At 70.7% G+C, this 18,694-nt stretch carries 13 protein-coding genes and 2 pseudogenes; 9 read left to right on the forward strand and 6 right to left on the reverse strand.

Translation table 11 applies throughout. From position 1 onward, the window contains the following. Positions 1-739: pseudogene (locus ACXAHD_RS25000) on the forward strand (DivIVA domain-containing protein); the annotation flags it as partial. Positions 740-813: 74 nt separating this feature from the next. Here the strand turns inward: ACXAHD_RS25000 and ACXAHD_RS25005 are convergent. Continuing rightward, positions 814-1,035 carry a DUF2631 domain-containing protein gene (locus tag ACXAHD_RS25005; RefSeq protein ID WP_281553899.1) on the reverse strand — a complete coding sequence of 74 codons (222 nt, stop codon included), beginning with the start codon at positions 1,033-1,035 and terminating at the stop codon, positions 814-816. A gap of 250 nt (positions 1,036-1,285) precedes the next feature. Here ACXAHD_RS25005 and ACXAHD_RS25010 point away from each other — a divergent pair, with 250 nt between their 5' ends. Further along, on the forward strand, positions 1,286-2,878 hold the full coding sequence (locus tag ACXAHD_RS25010; protein ID WP_281553900.1) for a Rieske 2Fe-2S domain-containing protein: 1,593 nt from the start codon (positions 1,286-1,288) through the stop codon (positions 2,876-2,878). A gap of 40 nt (positions 2,879-2,918) precedes the next feature. Here the strand turns inward: ACXAHD_RS25010 and ACXAHD_RS25015 are convergent, their stop codons facing one another. Beyond that, entirely contained in the window at positions 2,919-4,568 is a 1,650-nt protein-coding gene (locus ACXAHD_RS25015; RefSeq protein ID WP_281553901.1) for a phytoene desaturase family protein, read from the reverse strand. Positions 4,569-4,622: 54 nt separating this feature from the next. On the opposite strand from ACXAHD_RS25015, the gene ACXAHD_RS25020 reads away from it, so the two are divergent. Next, positions 4,623-6,815 carry an MMPL family transporter gene (locus tag ACXAHD_RS25020; protein WP_281553902.1) on the forward strand — a complete coding sequence of 731 codons (2,193 nt, stop codon included), beginning with the start codon at positions 4,623-4,625 and terminating at the stop codon, positions 6,813-6,815. Here ACXAHD_RS25020 and ACXAHD_RS25025 read toward each other — a convergent pair. Further along, positions 6,802-7,608: pseudogene (locus ACXAHD_RS25025) on the reverse strand (YhjD/YihY/BrkB family envelope integrity protein); the annotation flags it as partial. The gene ACXAHD_RS25020 and the pseudogene ACXAHD_RS25025 overlap by 14 nt on opposite strands. Before the next feature lie 180 nt (positions 7,609-7,788). On the opposite strand from ACXAHD_RS25025, the gene ACXAHD_RS25030 reads away from it, so the two are divergent. From ACXAHD_RS25030 to ACXAHD_RS25050, 5 genes are all read left to right on the forward strand, one after another. Then, positions 7,789-8,412, forward strand: coding sequence for a Uma2 family endonuclease (locus ACXAHD_RS25030; protein ID WP_281553903.1), 624 nt, complete (start codon positions 7,789-7,791; stop codon positions 8,410-8,412). Positions 8,413-8,506: 94 nt separating this feature from the next. After that, positions 8,507-9,697: a 1-deoxy-D-xylulose-5-phosphate reductoisomerase gene (dxr, locus tag ACXAHD_RS25035; RefSeq protein WP_281555498.1), complete on the forward strand. Its 1,191-nt coding sequence runs from the start codon at positions 8,507-8,509 to the stop codon at positions 9,695-9,697. Then, complete coding sequence (locus ACXAHD_RS25040; RefSeq protein ID WP_281553904.1) at positions 9,697-10,944, forward strand: M50 family metallopeptidase; 1,248 nt, start codon at positions 9,697-9,699, stop codon at positions 10,942-10,944. Before dxr ends, ACXAHD_RS25040 begins: the two co-directional genes overlap by 1 nt. Before the next feature lie 8 nt (positions 10,945-10,952). Then, the gene (gene ispG / locus ACXAHD_RS25045) at positions 10,953-12,125 is read left to right on the forward strand and encodes a flavodoxin-dependent (E)-4-hydroxy-3-methylbut-2-enyl-diphosphate synthase (RefSeq protein WP_281553905.1); all 1,173 of its coding nucleotides are present in this window, start codon (positions 10,953-10,955) and stop codon (positions 12,123-12,125) included. 285 nt (positions 12,126-12,410) lie between these two features. Further along, the gene (locus tag ACXAHD_RS25050; RefSeq protein WP_281553906.1) at positions 12,411-14,552 is read left to right on the forward strand and encodes a cellulase family glycosylhydrolase; all 2,142 of its coding nucleotides are present in this window, start codon (positions 12,411-12,413) and stop codon (positions 14,550-14,552) included. Between the two features lie 50 nt (positions 14,553-14,602). Here ACXAHD_RS25050 and ACXAHD_RS25055 read toward each other — a convergent pair whose 3' ends face one another. Together ACXAHD_RS25055 and ACXAHD_RS25060 are read right to left on the reverse strand one after the other, a co-directional pair. Continuing rightward, the gene (locus ACXAHD_RS25055; protein WP_475053579.1) at positions 14,603-14,866 is read right to left on the reverse strand and encodes a hypothetical protein; all 264 of its coding nucleotides are present in this window, start codon (positions 14,864-14,866) and stop codon (positions 14,603-14,605) included. After that, positions 14,850-15,362 carry a MerR family transcriptional regulator gene (locus tag ACXAHD_RS25060; protein WP_475053583.1) on the reverse strand — a complete coding sequence of 171 codons (513 nt, stop codon included), beginning with the start codon at positions 15,360-15,362 and terminating at the stop codon, positions 14,850-14,852. The genes ACXAHD_RS25055 and ACXAHD_RS25060 overlap by 17 nt, the downstream gene beginning before the upstream one ends. An 87-nt stretch (positions 15,363-15,449) precedes the next feature. Between ACXAHD_RS25060 and ACXAHD_RS25065 the strand changes: the two genes are divergently transcribed. Further along, positions 15,450-15,986, forward strand: coding sequence for a DinB family protein (locus ACXAHD_RS25065; RefSeq protein ID WP_281553908.1), 537 nt, complete (start codon positions 15,450-15,452; stop codon positions 15,984-15,986). Between the two features lie 49 nt (positions 15,987-16,035). Here the strand turns inward: ACXAHD_RS25065 and ACXAHD_RS25070 are convergent, their stop codons facing one another. Then, positions 16,036-18,480, reverse strand: coding sequence for a low temperature requirement protein A (locus tag ACXAHD_RS25070; RefSeq protein WP_281553909.1), 2,445 nt, complete (start codon positions 18,478-18,480; stop codon positions 16,036-16,038). Between the last annotated feature and the right edge of the window lie 214 nt (positions 18,481-18,694).

Consider the following 18,694-nt stretch of genomic DNA (forward strand, 5'->3'; position numbering starts at 1 on the left):
GCCCGGGCCGGTGCCCGGTCAGCCCGGGCCGGTGCCCGGTCAGCCCGGGCCGGTGCCCGGTCAGCCCGGGCCGGCCCCCGATCCGTACGGCCACTATGCCGACCAGCCGACCGGGAGTTACGGCCGCTACGAGGACCCTCGGGGCGGCTACCCGCCGGGTGCTCCGGCAGGCGGCCCGCCGGTGCCGGCTCCGGGCGGGCCGCACCGCGGATTCGGTCCCGGCCCGGGCGGTCGGTTCGACGGTTTCGAGCAGGGCCGGCACGGTAAGGCCGACATGACGGCCGAGATCTACTTCCCGGATCGGCGGTCCGGCCAGTCCGGCCCGCCGTCGGGCGGCCACCCCGGCATGGGTGGCGCCCCCGGCGGCCACCCGGGGGTGGCAGGCGGCTACCCCGGCATGGGTGGCCCTCCCGGGGGCGGCGGCCACCCGGGCATGACGGGCGGCCACCCGGCGATGCCGGGCGGACCGGCGGGACTGTCCGGTGGCGGCAGCCTGCAGCGGGTGGACCAGATCCGGCGGACCTTCCAGGTCCGCCGGTTCGGCAGCGGCTACGACCCGGCGCAGGTGGATCGGCTGTTCGAGGACATCCTCACCGCGATGGCCGGTCGGGGGCCGATGCCGGTGGACACGGCGGAACTCGACACAGTGCAGTTCGGGCTGGTGACCGGTGGCTACTTCGAAGCCGAGGTCGACGCAGCGCTCAAGGAGGTGCAGGACATCCTGCAGCGCGGCCGGTGACCGTTGATCCGGCCGCCCCGGCCGGATCAACGTCGGCGGTCAGGACCGGCATCACCGACCGGGCCGGACCCCGGTCAGGATCGTAGGCCGTTGCGTCGTAGCACGGCGTCGCCGACGACGATGGCCAGCAGTCCGACGGCCAGGCCGATCAGCCAGATGTCCTCGACGCGGCCCTCATGGTTACCGATCAGCATGGAGAGCAACACCAACGCCGAAACGATGGCGCCGATCCGCCCCAACTTGCGATGGCCCGGCTTGTGCTGGTCGGGTGAGGTCACCGGCTCGGTTCCGGCCACGGCTGGTCCTCCTTCTCGAACCGGCCCCTTCCGATGAACGGAGCCCGGTCACTCGCATGGATCCTGCCCAGTCTGGCATGACGTCGGCGGGCGCGGCATCGGGACCCCGCCGGGGGATCCGTGCCGGTGCCGGGCCACCCGGGCAGGCAGAGCCGGAGCGAGCGGATCCAGACGTCGCCAGTCGGGGCGACCGCCGCCTCCGGTAGCGTTTCCGGCGTACACATCGCTTGTGACCGAGGGGGTCTGTACGGTGCGACTGACGGGTACCGGGCACGCCAGTATGCGGATCGACACGGCTGCGGGCAGCATCCTGTGCGACCCGTGGGTCAACCCGGCCTACTTCGCCTCATGGTTTCCCTTTCCGGACAACTCCCAGCTGGACTGGGAGTCCCTCGGCCAGGTCGACTATCTGTACGTCTCCCACCTGCACCGGGATCACTTCGACGCGGCGCACCTGAAGCGCTTCGTGTCGAAAAGGGCGACCGTGCTGCTGCCCGAGTACCCCACCTCGGAGCTGGAGGACGAGCTGCGCGAACTCGGCTTCACCAGCTTCCTGCGGACGAAGACCAACGAGGTGGTCGAGCTGGACGGCGGCCTCAACGTCATGATCCAGGCGTTGACCAGCCCGACCGACGGCCCGATCGGTGACTCGTCGTTGTGGGTCGAACACGACGGAGTCCGGCTGCTCAACCAGAACGACGCCCGCCCCACCGATCTGTCGGTCTTCGCCGCGCTCGGCCACGTGCACGCCCACCTGCTGCAGTTCTCCGGTGCCATCTGGTACCCGATGGTCTACGAGCTGCCCACCAACGCCAAGACCGCGTTCGGCAAGCAGAAGCGGGAGCGCCAGTTCGACCGCACCTGGCGGTACATCGACGATCTGAAGGCGTCGTACGTCTTTCCGATCGCCGGGCCGCCCTGCTTCCTCGACGACGCACTGTGGCAGTTCAACGACATCCACGGCGACGAGGGCAACATCTTCCCCGACCAGCAGGTCTTCCTGTCCGAGTACGCCAAGGTCGGCGGCAGCAACGGAGTGGTGCTGCTGCCCGGCTCGGTCGCCGAGGTCACCGCCGACGAGTGCCGCACCACCCACCCGCAGCCGGTCGACGAGCTCTTCGCCAACAAGCAGGCCCACCTGGTCGAGATGCGGGAGCGCAAGCGCCCGGTCATCGAGGCTGAGAAGGCTTCCTGGCGGCACCCGGAGATCGACGTACTGGGCGAGATGAAACGTCGTATCGAGCCGTTGCTGGAGGAGTCGGTCTACCTGGCCAAAGGGGTCGGCGGCCCGGTCCGGTTCGACCTGGTCGACTACGACGGCGAGTCGGTCGAGTCGATCGTGGTGGACTTCCCCGGAAAGCAGGTGCGGCCGTACGGCGACGAGAAGGTCCGCTACCGGTTCCGCACCGATCGGGCCCTGGTGGAGCACCTGCTGCACACCGGCGAGGTCGACTGGGTCAACTCGCTCTTCCTGTCCTGCCGGTTCTCCGCCGCGCGGATCGGCCAGTACAACGAGTTCGTCTACGCGTTCTTCAAGTGCCTGTCCACCGAGCGGCTGCAGTACGCCGAGGGCTGGTACGCCGAGCAACGCCCGGACGCCGAGGACGTCAGGATCGGTGACTGGATCGTGCAGCGCCGCTGCCCGCACCTCAAGGCCGACCTGACCCGGTTCGGCATCATCGACGGCGACCAGCTCACCTGCCAGCTGCACGGCTGGCGGTTCGACCTGACCAGCGGACGGTGCCTGACCAGTGTCGGGCACGAGGTCCGAGCCCGGCGGGCCGGCACCCCGGCACCGGTCGAGTCCCAGACCCCAGCCGGCGAGCCGGTGGCGCAGGCCTAGCGCCTGACGTCGGCCGCGCCTGAAGTCCGCCGCGCCGCGACTAGCGCTCGCCGTGCCCCAGGTCGGTGAGGATCCGCCGGGCGGCGTTGTGCCCGGCGGCACCGATCACGCTGCCCGCCGGGTGGCAGCCGGCGCTGCCCGCGTACAGGCCGGGCAGCCCGGTGGCGTACGGCATCCGGTCAGTGAACGAGACGGTGTTGTCCACGTGGTGGATGTGCCCGCCGGTGATGCCGAAGTGCGCCTCGATGCCGGGTGGGGCGAGCGGCACCGCGTCGGCGACCAGCGCGCTGGTGCCCGGCGCGTACCGGTCGCAGACGGCCAGCAGTTGTTCGACGTACCCGGGCAGCTCGGTCGCCCACGACGAACCCGCCGGCTGCCACGGCACCGACTGGACGAACAGCGCCGACGAGTGGTGCCCGGCGGCGTCGCGCAGCGACGGGTCGACGGTGGTGTGCAGGTACCACTCGATGGTCGGCTCGACCGGCAGCCGGCCGGCCCGCACATCGGCCCACATCGCCCGCAGCGCCGTCATCGGCGACTCGCCGTCGCCGCCGGGCAGCAGCGACGCCGAGCCGGGCAGCAGATGGATGGTGGCCCCGAACGGGCTGGGCGCGGCGTCCGGCAGGCAGCTGAACCGGGGCAGCCCGGTCAGCGCCAGGTTGACCTTCAACGTGCTGCCCGGCCGGCGGGTGGCGGCCAGCCGGTCGGTCAGCTCGGCCGGCAGCACGCCGTCGGGGGCCAGCTCCAGCAGCCGGTACGGGTCACAGGCACCGAGTACCACCTCGGCGGCCACTGACCGGCCGTCGGCGACGACGACACCGCTCGCGCTGCCGGCGTCCACGGTGATCGCGGTGACCGGCGTGTCGGTGACGATCCGCGCTCCGGCGGCCCGGGCGGCGTCGGCAAAGGTCCGCGACACGGTGCCCATCCCGCCGGCGGCGATCATCCAGGTGCCGTCCGAGCCGGGCAGTCGGCACATGTTGTGCACCAGGAAGTTGTGACCGGTGCCCGGGTCGTCCGGCCCGGCGGTCAGCCCGCTCAGCCCGTCGGTGACGGCGTACATGGCGACCAGCAACTCGGAGCGGAACTCGAAGCGGGCCAGGTAGTCGGCGACCGAGCCGCGGACCAGGTCGACGAGGACCTGCCGCAGCGCAGGGCGGACATAGCGCTGCGCGGTCTGTTCGACCGGCAGCGGCTCGGCCAGCCAGGCCGGCGCCAGGTCGTCGCGTAGCGCCGCCAGCTCAGCCTGCATGGCGTCGTCGGCGGCCACGTCGGCGGCGGAGAAGGCGGCGGACATCTGTGCCCGGGTCGCGGCCCGGTCGGTGCCGAACAGCAGGTACGGCGACCCCGGCCCACCGGGGGTGGGCAGGAAGTAGTGCGGGTCGCGGCGCAGCACCGGGATGGCCACGTCGAGGGTGGCCAGCAGTTCCGGCGGCATCAGCCCTAGCAGGTACGACCCGGTGGAGTGGCGCAGCCCCGGCGCCCGGGCGAACGGCTGCTCGGTGCGGGTGGCGCCGCCGATCACCTCGGCCGCCTCCAGCACCAGCACGTCGAGCCCGGACCGGGCCAGCAGGACCGCCGCGACCAGACCGTTGTGCCCGGACCCGATGACGACCACGTCGGCGCGGGCGGGCAGGTCGGCGCGCGTCGACGGGTCGGGTCGCGGCGCCGGAGAGTGTGACGTACCCATGTCCCGACCCTAGTCGCCGTGCGGCGTCCATGATGGGCCTGCGATAGTCGAGACGTGTTCGCGTGGTGGGGACGGACCGTGGTCCGGTTGCGATGGGTGGTGCTGGCCGCCGCCGCGTTGCTGGTCGTCGTCGGGGTGACCTGGGGGACCGGCCTGTTCGGGGCGGTCTCCGGTGGCGGTTTCGCCGACCCGGCGGCCGAGTCGACGCAGGCCCGGGAGCGGATCAACGCCGAGCTGGGCAACCAGGACGTCGACGTGCTGGTGCTGTACCGCAGCGACGCGGCCACCGTCGACGACCCGGCGTTCCGCGAGCCGGTCACCCAGACCCTGGAGTCGCTGGCCACCCGGCCGGAGGTGACCAGTGTCACCAGCTACTACGACACCGAGTCGCCGGCGTTGGTCGCCACCGACCGGCGGGCCACCTACGCCCTGGTCCAGCTCGCCGGCGACGACGAGGACGCCAAGACCGCCGCCTTCGAGCAGATCCGGCCGCTGCTGGACGCACCGGGGCTGGTCACCCGGGCCGGCGGTGCCGTGCCGTTCCTCGACCAGGCCAACGAGCAGACCATCCGGGACATCACCCGGGCCGAGCTGATCGCCCTGCCGATCCTGCTGGTGCTGCTGGTGCTGATCTTCGGTGGGCTGGTCGCGGCGTCGATGCCGCTGCTGGTCGGCGTGCTCGCCATCCTCGGTGCGTTCGTCGCGGTCCGGGCGCTGACCCTGGTCACCGAGGTCTCGGTGTTCGCGATCAACGTGATCACCCTGATCGGGCTGGGCATGGCGATCGACTACGCGTTGTTCGTGGTCAGCCGGTTCCGGGAGGAGTTGGCCGCCGGCCACCCGACCCCGGAAGCGCTGGTACGTACCGTCGCCACCGCCGGTCGTACCGTCGCTGTCTCCGGTCTGATCATCGGTACCTCGCTGATCAGCCTGCTGATCTTTCCGCAGCCGTTCCTGACCGGGATCGGCTTTGGCGGGATGGCAGCGGTGCTGGTCGCCATGCTCGCCTCGGTGACCGCACTGCCCGCCCTGTTGGCGGTGCTCGGCCCGCGGATCAACGCGCTCACCGTACCGTTGCCGTGGCGTCGCCGGTCGGCGCCGCAGCCGGGGGAGGCCGCCCGGGCCGGCGCCTGGGCCCGGATCGCCCGCAGCGTGATGCGGCGCCCGGTGCGCTACGTCACCGTGGTGGTGGTCGGGCTGCTGCTGCTGGCCACCCCGTTCCTGCGGGCCGAGTTCGGCGGCTTCGACGAGCGGGTGCTGCCGGCCGGTGCGCAGTCGCGGGTGGTGGCCGAGACGATCGCCGAGGAGTTCCCTGACGGCGCCAGCATCGGCCCGGTCGAAGTGCTGGTCTCCGGCGCCGGCCCCGACCTGGCGCAAGCCTTCGCCGAGGACATCGCCGGGCTGCCGGGCGCCACCGGTGCCCAGATCGCGGCGGTACGCGACACCTCGGCGCTGATCCGGGTGAGCTACGTCGGCGAGCCGACCGGCGACGAGGCCGAAGCACTGGTGCGGGCCATCCGGGACCTGCCGCCCCCGGCCGGGGCCGAGGTCCTCGTCGGTGGCCGCACCGCCGCTGACATCGACATGCTGGACAGCCTCGGCACCTACCTGCCGTGGATGGCGCTGCTGATGGCCACCGCCACCATGGTGCTGCTGTTCCTGGCGTTCGGCTCGGTGGTGTTGCCGGTCAAGGCGGTGCTGATGAACCTGGTGTCGATCGGCGCCTCGTTCGGCGTGGTGGTCTGGGTGTTCCAGGACGGGCACTTCGCCGACTGGCTCGGATTCACCCCGACCGGGTTCATCGATCCGACCAACCCGATCCTGATGTTGGCGGTGCTGTTTGGGCTGGCCACCGACTACGAGGTGTTCCTGCTGTCGCGGGTGCGTGAGGAGTGGGACCGCACCGGCGACAACACCGCGTCGGTCGCCGCCGGGCTGCAGCACACCGGGCGGATCATCACCGCCGCCGCGTTGCTGCTGATCGTGGTGGTGGCCGGTTTCGCCGCCGGTGGCATCTCGTTCATCAAGCTGATCGGGGTCGGGATGATCGTGGCGATCGTCGTCGACGCGACCCTGGTGCGGGTGCTGCTGGTGCCGGCGACGATGCGGCTGCTGGGTCGGTGGAACTGGTGGGCGCCGGGTCCGTTGGGCCGGCTGTACCGCCGGTTCGGCCTGCACGAGGCCCCGGCGAACCCGCAGTTGGCGTCGGTCGGCTCCGGTGCCGGTCCCGACGGCGCCACCGGCTGAACGCCAGCGTGGCGGAGTAGCCGGCCAGCACGATCACATGCAGCAGGTAGAGCCAGAGCAGCACCGCGACCGCCGCGCCGACCTGGTCGAGCCCGCCGAACGGCACCCCGAGGTCCAGCGGCAGCGAGCAGAACAGGATGAACCCGTGCAGGAAACCGGACAGGTTGGCGGCGGTGAACGAGCCGACCGCGACCGTGGCCAGCCAGTCCGGCTTGCCCGGCCCGACCACCCGGAACACCCAGACCAGCACCGGGCTCAGCCCCAACCAGACGGCCAGGAACGACACCACCACCCCGAGCGCGCCGGCCCAGCCGCCCCGGGCGAACAGCCCGGCGGCCGACGGTAGGGCCAGCAGCACCAGCAGCATCAACGCCGGTGCCGCGCCGAGCAGCGGTAGCAGTAGCACCCGGCCCCGCCAGCCGACCATCGACTCGGCCGGCTCCGGTGGTGGCGCCACCGACACGAATGCCCGGCGCAGCCCTTCGCCGTACAGCGAGGCGGGCAGCACTGCGGCCAGCGCCAGCACCGGGGTGAGGTGCAGGCCGGCGTCGATCAGGGCGGCGGCGGCCCGGTCGGCGCCGATCTGTTCGGGCAGGGTGTCGATCGCCGGGTCGGTGAGCCGACGGATCCGGCCCGCACCAGCGAACAGCCCGGTCAGCCAGATCGCCAGCAGCACCACCGGGACGACCGCGATCGCGCCGAAGAAGGTGATCGAGGCGGCGTGCAGCGACAGGTCCCGCCCGCGCAGCGGCCGGAATGCTGCCCGGACCAGCCGGCGACCTCGGGAGACCATGTTCCTCAGCTTTCCCCACCGGGGCGGTCTCCACTCCCGTACGGCGGTGGCCCGGCGTGGGGTGGCCCGTACGGTCCGGCTTTACGGTCGGCCAGCCGACATGGCCCGGTGCGCCGCCGTGGCGGGGCGTCGCGGCTAGTCTGGTCGGTGCATCATGTCCCGCGGAAAGGGGTGAGCACGTTGGCACAGCCGGCATTCGTGCCCGATCCGGAGCCGCCGCGTGAGCCGTCGTTCGACGTACTCGGCGATTTCGACGAGCCGTGGACCGCGCAGCTCGCCCTTGACCTGTTGCCGGAGACCAATGGTCCCAAGGTCGAGGTCCTCAGCGGGAGCGTGATCGTGACACCACATGCCGGGTACGACCATCAGACGATCGAGCTGGATCTGGCGTATCTGTTGAAGCAGGCAGCGCGCCGGGCGAAGCTCTGGCTGTACCACGAGGTCAACGTCGTCTCGGGCGACGACTTGTACACCCCCGACATCGTGGTGCTCCGCTCACCTGGTGGAGGACACGTCTCGATGCCGATCTCGGAAGCCGTGCTGCTCGGCGAGATCGTCTCCAAGGGCAACCGGCGCAAGGACGTGATCGACCGGCCACGGCAGTACGCCGCAGCCGGTGTGCCCTTCTTTCTCCGGGCGGATTTCCGGAACCGGGTGCCGGCACTGGCGTTGCACGAGCTGAGCGACGGGGAGTACCGGCCGGTGGCGGCGGCCGCGGCCGGAACCGCGTTCGTGATGAAGGAGCCGTTCGAGTTCACCATCGATCCGGCCGATCTGCTCGACGAGGCCGACGACGCACGGTGACGCGGTGTCCCGGTGACTCGGCGGCGCGCCCGGCGGCCGGGCGGCTGCGGCGCTGCGGGACAATGGGTCGGTGACTTCCTCCCCACGGGATATCGTGCTGCTCGGCTCCACCGGCTCGATCGGCACCCAGGCGGTCGACATCGTCACCCGCAACCCTGACCGGTTCCGCATCGTCGGGCTCGGCGCCGGCGGGGGAAACGTCGAGCTGCTCGCCGTACAGGCACTACTGTTGCAGGTCGAGGTGGTGGCGGTGGCCCGGGCCTCGGCGGCGCAGGACCTGCAGCTCGCCTTCTACGCTGAAGCGTCCCGGCGCGGCTATCCGACCGGTGGGTTCCGGATCCCGAAGATCCTGGCCGGCCCGTCGGCGATGGCCGAGCTTGCCGAGTGGCCGTGCGACGTGGTGCTCAACGGAGTGGACGGCTCCCGGGGGCTGGCCCCCACCCTGGCGGCGTTGCGGGCCGGCCGGACCCTGGCGCTGGCCAACAAGGAGTCGCTGATCGCCGGTGGTCCGATCGTGCGGGCCGCGATACAGCGCCCGGACCAGATCGTGCCGGTGGACTCCGAGCATTCGGCGCTCGCCCAGTGCCTGCGTTCGGGCACCGCCGACGAGGTGCGCAAGCTGGTGGTGACGGCGAGCGGCGGCCCGTTCCGGGGGCGGCCCCGTGCCGAGTTGACCGAGGTCACCCCGGAGCAGGCGATGGCCCACCCGACCTGGAACATGGGCCCGGTCATCACGATCAACTCGGCGACCCTGGTGAACAAGGGCCTGGAGATCATCGAGGCGCACGAACTGTTCCGCATCCCGTACCCGCGTATCGAGGTGGTGGTCCACCCACAGTCGGTGATCCACTCGATGGTGGAGTTCGTGGACGGTTCGACGGTCGCCCAGGCCAGTCCACCGGACATGCGACTGCCGATCGCGCTGGCCCTGGGCTGGCCGGCCCGGGTGCCGGCAGCGGCCGCGCCGGTCGACTGGACCCGGGCGCAGAGCTGGGAGTTCGCCCCGCTCGACGAGACGGCGTTCCCGGCGGTGGCGCTGGCCAAGCAGGCCGGCGCGGACGGCCGCTGCCGGCCGGCGGTCTACAACGCCGCGAACGAGGAGTGCGTGGCGGCGTTCGTCGCCGGCAGGCTACCGTTCCTCGGCATCGTCGACACGGTGGAGCGGGTGCTGCAGGCGGCACCGGACTTCGGCGAACCGGGTACGGTCGACGATGTGCTCACTGCGGAATCCTGGGCGCGAACCCGGGCGCATGAGCTGATCGGTGCATCGGCGGAGGGAGCTTGATGGCGTACCTGCTCGGGGTGGTTCTCTTCGCCCTCGCGATTCTCATCTCGGTCAGCCTGCACGAGGCCGGTCACATGGTGACCGCGAAAAAGTTCGGGATGAAGGTGACCCGGTACTTCGTCGGTTTCGGCCCGACCATCTGGTCGTTCCGGCGCGGTGAGACCGAGTACGGGCTCAAGGCCATCCCGCTGGGTGGCTTCTGCAAGATCGTCGGTATGACCCCGCAGGACGACGACGTGGCACCCGCCGACGAGTCCCGGGTGATGTGGCGCTTTCCGGTGTGGAAGCGGACGGTGGTGATGTCCGCCGGGTCGGTGACCCATTTCGGGCTGGCGATCGTCGCCCTCTGGCTGGCTGCGGTCTTCATGGGCCTGCCGAACCCGGACTTCCCCGCCACCGAGGAGCAGGCCCGTCAGGAGCCGGCGGTGGTCGCGGTCACCGACTGTGTGGTCGTCGAGTACGTGGCCCGTGCCTGCGAGGCCGGCGACCCGGCCAGCCCGGCCGCGCAGGCGGGCCTGCGTGACGGCGACCGGATCCTCGCGGTGAGCGGCACCCCGGTCGACACCTGGGGTGACATGCTGGAGGCGATCCGGGGTGCCGATCCGGGGCCGGCGACCGTCCGGTACGAGCGGGACGGGACGACCGGCACCGCCGAGGCGGAGCTCGCCGCAGTGCAGCGCCCCGAGCTGGGCACCGACGAGGGCCCGCTGAGCACGGTCGCCGCGCTCGGCGTCGGGCTGCGGATCGAGAAGCCCGGCATGGTGACGTACGGGCCGATCGAGGCATTCGGCGCGACCGGCGACTACCTGCGCCAGATGGCGGTCGGCACCGTCGAGGCGATGATGCGGATCCCGGAGAAGATCCCGGCGCTGTGGGCCTCGATCACCGGCGCGGAGCGCGACATCGACACCCCGATCAGCGTGGTCGGTGCCAGCCGGCTCGGCGGGGAGGCGGTGGCCAACGATGCCTGGGAGTTGTTCGTGCTGCTGTTCATCTCGCTGAATTTCTTCGTCGGGGTGTTCAACCTGCTGCCGCTGCTGCCGCTGGACGGCGGGCACATCGCGATCGCCTGGTTCGAGAAGGCCAGGTCCTGGCTGTACGCGGTGCTGGGCCGACCCGACCCGGGGCGGGTCGACTACTTCAAGCTGATGCCACTCACGTACGCGGTTCTGCTGATCGGTGGCGCGTTCACGCTGCTGACCATCACCGCGGACGTGGTCAATCCGATCACGCTGTTCTCGAGGTGAGTTGAGAAGTGACCGCTGTCAGTCTGGGCATGCCCGCAGTGCCGCCGCCGCCGTTGGCGCCGCGCCGGGTCAGCCGGCAGATCATGGTCGGTCCGGTGCCGGTGGGTGGTGGTGCACCGGTCTCCGTACAGTCGATGACCACCACGGTGACCTCGGACGTCAACGCGACGTTGCAGCAGATCGCCGAGCTGACCGCGTCCGGCTGCCAGATCGTGCGGGTCGCCGTGCCGTCGCAGGACGACGCGGACGCGCTGCCGACGATCGCCCGCAAGTCGCAGATCCCGGTGATCGCCGACATCCACTTCCAGCCGAAGTACGTCTTCGCTGCGATCGACGCCGGCTGTGCGGCAGTGCGGGTCAACCCGGGCAACATCCGGCAGTTCGACGACAAGGTGGCGGAGATCGCCAAGGCGGCGTCGGCGGCCGGTACACCGATCCGGATCGGTGTCAACGCCGGTTCGCTGGACAAGCGGTTGCTGGCCAAGCATGGCAAGGCGACCGCCGAGGCGCTGGTGGAGTCGGCGTTGTGGGAGTGCTCGCTGTTCGAGGAGCACGACTTCCGGGACATCAAGATCTCGGTCAAGCACAACGACCCGGTGGTGATGATCCGGGCGTACCGGCTGCTGGCCGAGCAGTGCGACTATCCGCTGCACCTCGGGGTGACCGAGGCCGGCCCGGCGTTTCAGGGCACGGTCAAGTCGGCGGTGGCGTTCGGCGCGCTGCTGGCCGAAGGGATCGGCGACACCATCCGGGTGTCCCTGTCCGCGCCGCCGGTGGAGGAGATCAAGGTCGGTACGGCGATCCTGGAGTCGCTCGGGTTGCGTGAGCGGGGCTTGGAGATCGTTTCCTGCCCGTCCTGCGGGCGGGCGCAGGTGGACGTGTACACCTTGGCCGACCAGGTGACCGCTGCGCTGGACGGGTTTCCGGCTCCGTTGCGGGTGGCGGTGATGGGATGCGTGGTGAACGGGCCGGGCGAGGCCCGGGAGGCCGATCTCGGGGTGGCGTCCGGCAACGGCAAGGGCCAGATCTTCGTCAAGGGCGAAGTGATCAAGACGGTGCCGGAGTCGCAGATCGTGGAGACCCTGGTGGAGGAGGCGCTGCGGATCGCCGACGAGATGGGCGCCGAGTTGCCGGCGGAGATGCGTGAGCTTCTTCCCGGGCCGACGGTCACGGTGCACTGAGGCGTGACGCGCGCCGGCCCGGGGCCGGCTGTCGTTTCTGATCCCGTTGGCGGACGTCGGTCCGCCAACGGGATCTCTTTGTGCCGGTCAGGGGGCGTTGCCGGCAGCGGCGGATTGGTCGGGGTGCACCTCCGGGGGCATCAACATCGGCGTGCGCCGATTGACAAAGTTTGGGCTCCCGACTTAGTCTGCGGCCACTTCGCTGGTGCTGGCTGCTCGTTTGCGACCGCCGGTGCCCGTCCCTTCGTGCCTGACCCGCAGGCACACCCCACGGCGAGGAGCGACATGACTCAACAGACAACGACGGCTCGCGGGAGAAGGTGGCGCGCCGGCCTGGTCGCTGGCGGTGTGACCGCCGCACTGGTCGGCGGAAGCGTCGCCGTCGCGGCCAGCGCGCACGCGGCCGCCGGCTGCCGGGTGGTCTACTCGGCACCCGCCCAGTGGCCAGGCGGCTTCACCGCCAACGTCAACGTCACCAACCTGGGCGACCCGATCAACGGTTGGCAGCTGACCTGGGCCTTCCCGTCCGGACAGCAGGTCACCCAGGCCTGGAACGCCACCATCACCAGCTCGGGCAGCCAGGTCACCGCGACCAACGTCAGCTACAACGCCAACCTCGGCACCAACGCGACCGTCTCGTTCGGCTTCAACGGCTCCTGGTCGGGCAGCAACACCGCCCCGACGTCGTTCGCGCTCAACGGTGTCACCTGCACCGGCAGCGTGGGTCCCACCACGCCGCCGACCGACCCACCGTCGCCGACGGTGCCGCCGACCACCGCGCCGCCGTCCCCGACGCCGACCGCGACCCCGCGTCCGCCGGGCAACCCGCAGGACGTCGTCGACGCCATGCAGCCGGGGTGGAACCTGGGCAACACCCTCGACGCGACCGGCGACAACGTCGACGGCAGCGGTGAGACCTCATGGGGCAACCCGTTGGTCACCCGGGATCTGATCCGCACCATCAAGACGCAGGGCTTCAACAGCATCCGGATTCCGGCGACCTGGACGCACCACCACGGCGGCGCGCCCAACTACACGATCGACCCCACCCGGCTCGCCCGGGTGAAGCAGATCGTCGACTGGGCCCTCGCCGAGGACCTCTACGTGATGATCAATCTGCATCACGACTCCTGGCAGTGGATCAACACGATGCCCAGCAACCGCACCGGCGTCCTGGATCGCTACTCGGCGCTGTGGACCCAGCTGGCGAACACCTTCCGTGACTCGTCGCCAAAGTTGCACTTCGAGAGCGTCAACGAGCCGCAGTTCAGCAACAGCTCCGGCGATGCCCAGAACGCCCAGTTGCTCGACGAGCTGAACCGGACGTTCCATCAGATCGTCCGCAACTCCGGCGGCAACAACGCCACCCGGCTGCTCATCCTGCCGACCCTGCACACCTCGTCCGACCAGGCCCGGCTCGACGAGCTCGCCAGCACGTTCACCGCACTGAACGACCCCAACCTGATCGCCACGGTGCACTACTACGGGTACTGGCCGTTCAGCGTCAACGTCGCCGGCGGCTACCGCTTCGACGCCACCGCCCAGCAGGACGTGATCGACTCGCTCAACCGGGTGCAGAACACCTTCGTGTCCCGGGGCATCCCGGTTGTCATCGGCGAGTTCGGTCTGCTCGGCTTCGACCGGCACACCGGCACCATCCAGCAGGGCGAGAAACTGAAGTTCTTCGAGTTCTTCGGTTACCACACCCGGACCCGCGGCATCGCCACCCAGCTGTGGGACAACGGCCAGCACCTCGGCCGGACCAGCTTCCAGTGGAGCGACCCGGAGCTCATCGCCCACATCAAGTCGGCCTGGACCACCCGCTCCGGCACCGCCGCCAGCGACATGATCTTCGTGCCGCGTACCGGCAGCGTCACCGCCAAGACCCTCGCGTTGAACCTCAACGGGCTGACCTTCCAGGGACTGCGGCAGGGTAGCACCGACCTTGTCCGGGGGACCGACTACACGGTCAGCGGCAACCAGTTGACGCTGCCCGCGTCCACCGTCACCCGCCTGGTCGGCAATCGGGCGTACGGGGTGAACGCCACCCTGCACGCCCGCTTCTCGTCCGGCGTGCCGTGGCGAATCAACATCATCTCGTCGGATCCGCCGGTACTGGCCAACGCGAGTGGTACCACCTCGTCGTTCAACATCCCGACGACCTTCCGCGGTGACCAACTGGCCACCATGGAGGCGCGGTACGCGGACGGTTCCAACGCCGGCCCGCACAACTGGACGTCGTACAAGGAGTTCGACGTCACCTTCCGGCCGAACTACGCCGCGAACACGATCACCTTGACGTCGGACTTCTTCGCTGAGGTCAACGACGGCTCCCCGGTGACGCTCACCTTCCACTTCTGGAGCGGTACGACGATCGCCTACACCGTTGCACGTAACGGCTCGGCGGTGACCGGCACCACCTCGTAACATCCCTCCGGCACCCGGTGGGTGTCCGCCGCCCACCCCATAGACCCCACCTAGCCTGGTCCCCCCCGGTACCTCGGGGGGACCCGTTCTCCACCCTCCCGTACCCACCACGCCTGCCTTCCCGCACCTCCTGCCCCTTCCTCCCCCCCCCCCCCTTCTTCCCCCCCCCCCCCCCCCCCCCCCCCCCCCCCCCCGGCCCGGTACCCACCCGGCCCTGAGGGCCGACTGGTCAGCAGCAGTCCGGCCCGCAGCAGTCCGGCTCGCAGTCGCAGCGCGTGGTCAGCTCCAGCATCGTGATCACCTCCCGTCCCCATCCGGTGGGCACCATCGGCCCGGTTCCGGTGGCGGGCAGGCCGTGGTCGGCAGCTTCTCAGCCATCGCCGCCATCTCCGCCCGTAGCGCGGTCAGCCGGGCCAGCTCCACGTCGACCTCGGCGATCCGGCGGCGCAGCAACTGCTCCGCCGGCTCACACGGGCAGACGCCGATGTCCCGGACGGCGAGCAGATCGGCGATCTCCCGCAGCCGGAGCCCGAGTCGCTGACAGCCCCGGATGAACCGGAGCCGGTCGACCGCCGCGGTGCCGTACACGCGGTAGCCGGTAGGGGTCCGCTCCGGCGGGTGCAGCAGCCCGGCCCGTTCGTAGTAGCGGACGGTGTCCGGCGAGACACCGGCGGCGACGGCGAGTGCGGCGACCCGCAGGCCGCGCCGCCCGGATCCGCCGGTTCCGGAGGCATCGGTCCCGCACGCCTCATCCGCCCCGGCGGCGCAGCCGGTGAGGTCGAGAACCTCGACTCTTGTGCCCGTGGTCATGTCGACGACGGTAGACCTCGGAGTGCACTCCAAGGTCAAGCCGGTATTCGCTGGCCGTGCCGAAGCAGTCCGTCGATGATGACCGACATGACGATCGACATGTTCACCGACCCGGACGCCGACCCCCGTACCGATCCGCCGGTGCTCGGCGACGAGCGGGCCACCCTCACCGGGTTCCTCGACTGGCACCGCCGGACCCTGGAGCTCAAATGCGGCGGACTCGACCCGCAGCAGCTGGCCCGGCGGTCGGTGCAGCCGTCGGCGCTGTCGCTGCTCGGGCTGGTGCGGCACCTCGCCGACGTGGAACGGTACTGGTTCCGGCGGGTGATGGCCGGCGAGGAGGCGCCGCCCCGCTTCTACTCCGAGGCCGCGCCCAACGACGACTTCGACGCTGCTGTCGCCGACCCGGCGGCGGTCACCCAGGCGTGGGAGGCGTGGCGGGAGGAGATTGAGTACGCCCAGCGTTTCGTCGCCGACGCGGCCGGACTGGACGTCACGGGCTCGGGCCGGCGCGGCCCGATCTCGCTGCGCTGGGTGCTGACCCACATGATCGAGGAGTACGCCCGGCACAACGGTCACGCCGACCTGCTGCGGGAATGCATCGACGGGGCGGCCGGCCAGTAGGACCCGCCGGTCCACCCGCCGGCGGCCGAGCTGACCACCCCGTCGAAGGTCAACGGGTCCGCGAAGGCGGTTGAGTCCGCAGGTCACCGATCCGCACGAACTCGACGGCTGCGGAGATCAGCCCGAATACTGTGAGCGCCGGCAGGCTGATCACAGCGGGCAGTGCGGCGGTCGGGAAGGCCAGCACGATGACCGCACCGCCGCTGGCGATCCGGTACCAGCTGATTGCGCGCCAGGTCCGCCACCAGTACACCTGATTGGCGAGCAGGTAGAACCCCACCCCCCAGTAGAAAGCGTAGTGGCCGAACCGGATACCGGTGTCGTCGCGCGGCACCGCGGCCTGGTGCAGGCCGTACGCGATCAGGATGACGCAGGCGACCATCGGCAGGTGCAGGTAGGTGAACGCGTCGCGGGCGAGTCTGGCCCGGTCGACGCCGGTCTGCGCGTCCAAGGTGAGGCGGGCCGAGTCGATCGTCGTGGAGTATGGCCACCAGAGAGCGCCGACGGTGACCGCCGCCGTGACGACGATGACCATGACACTGGTGGAGACCGGCTGATCCGCGACGGCCAGACCGACCGAGATGATCGTCTCGCCGAACGCGACGAGCATGATCAGCGCGTACCGGTCCACCCAGTGCCGAGCGGATCGGGGCCGCCAGGATTTCACCCCGGTGGGGTAGCTGCCGGCGAGTTGGATGGTGAGCGCGGCGACCCAGAGCAGCGTGACGGCCGGGATTCCGGCCAGCCAGTCGGGCGACGCGAACTCCACCACCGCGGACCCGATGAGCAGCAGCAGCGCGGCCGTCGACGGTACGGCGTTCTGCAGTGCGAGCGCCCCCAGCACCGGCTCGGTACGCGATGCCTGCAGGATCAGCACGGTCTGCATGAGCTGGGCGCCGAGATAACTGGCGACGATGATCAGCGAACCGGGCAGACTTCCCGGGGCCGGTTCGAAGGCCTGCGGGGTAGCGATCCCGATCGTCAGAACCGAGGCGGCGATGCCGATCGTGGTGAACCGGACCAGGACCGTATCGGTGCGGACCGCGTTGGTGAGCCAGGAGAAGGAGGTCCAGGCCCACCACAGCAGCGCCAGCAGGGTCAGCCCTCGGACGAGGCCCCAGACCGAGGCGTGCCGGGTCATCAGCGTGGTGACCTGGATGAACGCGAAGACGAAGACCAGGTCGAGGAAGAGTTCCCGGGGGGTGACCCCGTGCAGGCGGGACGTCTCGGATTCGGCCAGCCGGTGCAGTTGGACGTGGCGGCGGCGGAACACCGTCCGGTCGGCGATCAGCATCGCCACGACGCCGACGGCCAGCAGCGCCAACGCGCCCAGCGGTGGGACGCGGGTGGCCACCGGGAGCAGGCCTACTAGCAGGGCGATGCCAAGGAGCGGGCTGCGACCCAGCAGACGTCCGGACAGCCATTCGAAGGCGACCAGCGCCAGCAGGTAGAGCAGCACGCCGCCGTAGAGGATGGCCGCGTCGGCGGTGGTCCAGGGGTGTTCGGAGCCGCCGGTGATGGTGGCGGTCGCATGTTTGAGGCCGAGGGCGAAGAAGATCAGCCCACCGATCATCGGCAGGTGCAGGCCGCTGTACACGTCCCGGGCCATCCGGGTCTGGTCGACGCCGGATCTCCGGGAGAGAGCATGCTCGGCGAGGATCTTGGCTAGATCGAAGTAGGTCCACCACAGGGCGGAGACGATGACCAGGCCGAGCGTCGCGGCGGCGATCAGCGGCCAGGTGACCGGGAGGTCGGCACCAATACCACCGCCGGTGCCCATCGAGATGATCGTCTCGCCGAGCGCGATCAGGACGATCAGCGCGTGCCGTTCCGCCAGATGCCACGGCGAGACGATCTGCCAGCTGCCGCGACCGACCGCGGTCAGCACCACGAAGTCGATGGACAGGGCCAGGGCGAACAGCACCAGCCGTACCAGATCGGCGTCGAACCGGGCCGGCAGGTGCGGCGGCAGCAGCGCGGCGGCCAGCAGCACCGACGCCGACGCGGCGAGCGTCAGCCAGGCGATCGCAGCGGGCCGGCGGCCGGCCGGACCTTCCGACCAGCGGGACCGGGTGAGGACTGTGAGGACGCTGACCCGGATCGCCAGGTAGCCGACCACCACCACGACCGGTCCCGGCAATTTGCCGGGCAGGTCGACGAACGTCTCGGGTACGGTCACGCCGATGACCAGCAGGACGGTGGCGATGCCGGCCATCATCAGCGGCATGCCGCCCCGGTCCAGGTGGACGACGTTGCCGAGCCAGACGACCGGGGTCCAGCAGTGCCACAGCAGCAGGATCACCAGGACCCCGCGGAGCATGCCGACCGCGGTCAGATCGGCCGCCATCAAGGTGGTGACCTTCAGGAAAGCGAACACGAAGAACAGGTCGACGAACAGTTCCATCCAGCTGACGTCGCCGGTGACCAGCGGATTCCGGCGCACCAGGCGGAGACCGCCAGCGGTCGGATGCGGGTGCGGGCTGTCGTCGTGCACGCCCCAACTGTGGCAACCATCGCCCCGCACCGGAGCGGATCGCTGAACTCTCGACTGCCCGGACGCTCGTCCGGGCGGGTCAGCCGAGATACGGCGGTCGGGTCGGTGAGACCTGGAACGGCCGGAGGGGGGGGGGGGGGGGGGGGGGGGGGGGGGGGGGGGGGGGGGGGGGGGGGGGGGGGGGGGGGGGGGGGGGGGGGGGGGGGGGGGGGGG

This window comes from Micromonospora sp. ABR4_055 (assembly GCF_056160425.1).

What these genes read in the sequence shown, in the direction of transcription:
- ACXAHD_RS25050 (WP_281553906.1), top strand. Translation starts at nt 12,411, where the DNA reads ATGACTCAACAGACAACGACGGCTCGCGGGAGAAGGTGGCGCGCCGGC.
- ACXAHD_RS25015 (WP_281553901.1), bottom strand. Translation starts at nt 4,568, where the DNA reads ATGGGTACGTCACACTCTCCGGCGCCGCGACCCGACCCGTCGACGCGC.
- ACXAHD_RS25040 (WP_281553904.1), top strand. Translation starts at nt 9,697, where the DNA reads ATGGCGTACCTGCTCGGGGTGGTTCTCTTCGCCCTCGCGATTCTCATC.
- ACXAHD_RS25055 (WP_475053579.1), bottom strand. Translation starts at nt 14,866, where the DNA reads ATGGGGACGGGAGGTGATCACGATGCTGGAGCTGACCACGCGCTGCGA.
- ACXAHD_RS25060 (WP_475053583.1), bottom strand. Translation starts at nt 15,362, where the DNA reads ATGACCACGGGCACAAGAGTCGAGGTTCTCGACCTCACCGGCTGCGCC.
- ACXAHD_RS25065 (WP_281553908.1), top strand. Translation starts at nt 15,450, where the DNA reads ATGACGATCGACATGTTCACCGACCCGGACGCCGACCCCCGTACCGAT.